A 3,354-nucleotide genomic window follows, 5' to 3' on the forward strand; every position below is an offset into this window, starting at 1 on the left:
CTTGAGGTGGCACCGACTTGTCGCCCGGTTCGACTGGGGTGATGATCAGATGCGAACGATCCGGCTTGACGATCCCGACAGCGGCGAGGGTTTGCCGAACAAAATCGGCGCGATCCTGCTTGTGATCCGGCAGGGTCTTGTTCGACCAGCGACGCGAGTTCAGGACCCGGCGCCCGGGCATACCCAACGTGTCACGGCGGTGCGCTTTGCCCTTGCAGCGGCCCGGCTGGGTCTTGGCGGTCGCGCCCTTGGGGACGATGCCGTACCGGAGCCACACACCGCAGCGAGGCGAGCACGGCGTCTGCTCGAGCTCGGCATGCAAGCGGTCGTAATGCTCCGCTGCCCGCCGAGACTTGGGCTCGATGATCTCCGCGACGCTCTTGGTGAGGTACTTGGTCAGGTACCGCACCTTGTTGTCAGCATCCTCCGTGCCACCCAGCACGCCGATAGGTTTGACCTGGACACCGAACCGGACCACGTGCGCCGGTTCGAGCTCGTCGACGGCATCCATCACGTCGAGTGCTTCGTCCCACCCGGTCAACGGCTGTCCGGTGTCGGGGTCGCAGAAGGTGCCGGCGCCCTCGTCCCAGACCGGCATCCGCGACCCGGTGTAGACCTCGAGGTCATGATGCGGCCACCACACCTGGTGATACGTCGCCGCGGTAACCGCCCGGAACACCGCATGCGGGATCGATCCCCGGATCGCGATGTGCAAGTGCGGGGCGCCGCGCTTCTGAGGTTCCACGGTCGCGAAGTACTGCACGTCCCAGCCGACCGCACGGCGCAGGTTCTGGATCCACCGGTCGAACAGGGCCGCGAAGTGCACGATGTCCCGCGCCGCACGGGTGTAGTCGTAGGTTTCCGGGTCACGCGGCGAACCGTCCCCGCACACACGACCTTTCGAGTCGATCGCTCCGTCTGAGTGCACGGCCCCGTAGGAGTCCAGAGTGAGCGTGACGAACGTCGAGGGCCGGTACTTGCCCGCGTACTCCCGCCCGATCGTCGTTTTCGCGACCTTCAGACGCGGCAGGTCGGGCACGTCCTGGCGCCGCTGGGTGGAACGCTTACGCCGATCTTTGAGCTTGGCGTCGAAGTCCGGGAGACGGCCCCGGAACCCGGACTCGCGCAGTTCCACATCTAGCGAGGCGACGACTTCCCGGATGCCGGCCATGGCTTCCCGGTCGCCGTCGTCGGCAGCGTCCTGGTACTGGGCGAACAGGTCCGAGCGCGCCGCTACGAGATCTTTCTGCTCCCCCGTGGGTGTGCGCTTCTCGATCACCGGCTCACTGGTCATGTGCCAGCCCTCATGGCATTGCGTCATCCGCAGGAAACGGGCCTTGGCCGCACACGCCGGGCACACCGATTCGATGGTGGCCTTACACGGAGAGCCGACGTAGGTGACCTGCAACGTTTTCGGGTCCTCGACCCGCATAGGGACCGGGCGGCGGCAGACATGGTGCTCATCGGCCAACGCGTCCGCGACATCCCGGAAGTCCGGAAGAGCACGACGCTCGGCGGCTGTCTGACGGGCCGTAGCCCCATCACCATCCGTGACAGGGCTCGACAATTCCGTGGCATTCTCCACCGGCATCACCGGACCCACCGGACCGGAGCCCCACCACCAGCAGGCCAGGACTCATAGACCACCGGACGCGCAACGGAATAACCCGAGGCCACCGGTTCCGGACGCAGCTCGACAACCTCGGCGGTGTAGGCGTCCACCTCGATCACCCCACCGAAGCAGTCGCAGCGCTGGCAGGCCGTCATCGGGTCGATGTGGCCGCCGACGTACTCGGTGCCACCACACTTGCCGCACAACTGCCACTCGGTGCGAGCGTGGGTCTCGATGCAGCGGGCATCAGAGCAGTTCTGGGTCAGGCAGTACTTGCACCAACCGGCGAAGTTCAGACGCGACGGACGGAGTGCGGTCGCCTTGCTCGTCTCACGAATTGCCATTTGAATCTCCCCGCCTGAAGTGGATTTTGGGCGCTACCTCTGTGCGCTACGTCTCAATAGTATAAACTGCTTTCGCTCGGTATCAAGTACTTTCTCGGCGAATGTTGAGCTATCTTGAATCTCGACATTCGCCCAGGTCGCAGCGCCGGAACCGACTGATACCCTCATGGAGGCAACTGCTACTGAAGGAGATCAGCGTGCCCGGACCAGAGCGCTCGGCAGCCGTCCCAGCACATCTGCGGATAGCGCAGGCAATCCGGAATGACATCGAGTCCGGTCGGCTACGGGACGGCCAACGTCTCCCGTCGACACGTGAACTCGCGAAGGAATGGCAGGCTAGTCAGCTCACGGTCTCGAAGGCGATGGAACAGCTCGCGGCTGACGGATATGTCGCGAGCCGGGATCGGTCCGGGCGAATCGTTACTACGCCCACCGCACTAAGCCTGGCGATTGCTGCGCCGGTTCGCCCTGTCCGACCTCGAATCGTCTACATCGGTGGCTTCCCGGGCAGCGGCAAGAGTGAGTTCGGGCGCATCATGGCCCGGGAGACCAACTGGGCGATCCTGGACAAGGACACGATCGCTCGTCCGATCATCGAGCCCGCCTTGGAAGATCTTGGCTCCACCATCGATGACCGTGAATCCGACGTGTACAGAAACCGGATTCGCCCACGGGAGTACGAGGCATTGGCCGCAGTCGTCCAGGACAATGCGGAGTGCGGCAACTCGGTCATCGCGACTGCTCCATACCTCCGCGAGTTCACCGACCGATCTTGGATCGATCAGACGATTGCACGCGCCGAGACCTGCAATGCCGATCCGACGTTCGTGTGGGTCCGTTGCTCGGTCGAGACCATGCACCTGTATCTCCGCAGGCGAGGAGCTGCCCGCGACACATGGAAGTTGTCGCACTGGGACGAATATGTCGCGGGGCTCGATGCGTCGTTCCGTCCCGAGGTTGATCACGTCGTCATCGACAACGATCCGGACAGCGAGCCGCTGCGCACCCAAGTCCGACAACTCATCAAGAGCTTCCGCCGAGAAGCTACAACCCGATGACTTCTGGCGTGATCCTGTACGGCGGTCCGGCCACTGGCAAGGACTCCATTACGGCTGCACTGTCCACGATCGACACCCGGTTCCGCCTGTTCGAACGCCTGAAGGTTGGTCCTGGCCGTACTCGCGGCTACCGGATGACGACGCCTGAAGTGCTGGCCGACCTCGAAGCATCGGGCGACGCCATCTGGGCCAACGAGCGGTATGGCGCACGCTACGTCATCGATCGGCCAGGGCTCCTCGAGATGTTCACAGCCGGCCTCATTCCAGTCGTCCACGCTGGACAGACTGGTGTAATCCCTGCCATCCGCGAGGCTTTGCCGAATACCCGATGGATGGTCGT

Annotated in this window: 3 protein-coding genes and 1 pseudogene; 2 read left to right on the forward strand and 2 right to left on the reverse strand. The window is 64.0% G+C overall.

The genetic code is table 11. The features are described 5' to 3' along the window. Positions 1–1,585: replication initiator (locus tag AB0B25_RS31990; protein ID WP_357187546.1), on the reverse strand; the 1,585-nt coding region annotated here is incomplete at its 3' end. A 5-nt stretch (positions 1,586–1,590) separates the two neighbouring features. After that, entirely contained in the window at positions 1,591–1,956 is a 366-nt protein-coding gene (locus tag AB0B25_RS31995; protein ID WP_357187549.1) for a hypothetical protein, read from the reverse strand. A 197-nt stretch (positions 1,957–2,153) separates the two neighbouring features. Between AB0B25_RS31995 and AB0B25_RS32000 the strand changes: the two genes are divergently transcribed. Together AB0B25_RS32000 and AB0B25_RS32005 are read left to right on the forward strand one after the other, a co-directional pair. Then, complete coding sequence (locus AB0B25_RS32000; RefSeq protein ID WP_357187552.1) at positions 2,154–3,014, forward strand: GntR family transcriptional regulator; 861 nt, start codon at positions 2,154–2,156, stop codon at positions 3,012–3,014. Positions 3,015–3,022: 8 nt separating this feature from the next. After that, positions 3,023–3,354, forward strand: a pseudogene (locus AB0B25_RS32005) (kinase); the annotation flags it as partial.

This window comes from Nocardia sp. NPDC049190 (assembly GCF_040648115.1).
Taxonomy (GTDB): domain Bacteria; phylum Actinomycetota; class Actinomycetes; order Mycobacteriales; family Mycobacteriaceae; genus Nocardia.

Coding starts and splice junctions, on each gene's coding strand:
- AB0B25_RS31995 (WP_357187549.1), bottom strand. CDS start 1,956: ATGGCAATTCGTGAGACGAGCAAGGCGACCGCACTCCGTCCGTCGCGT.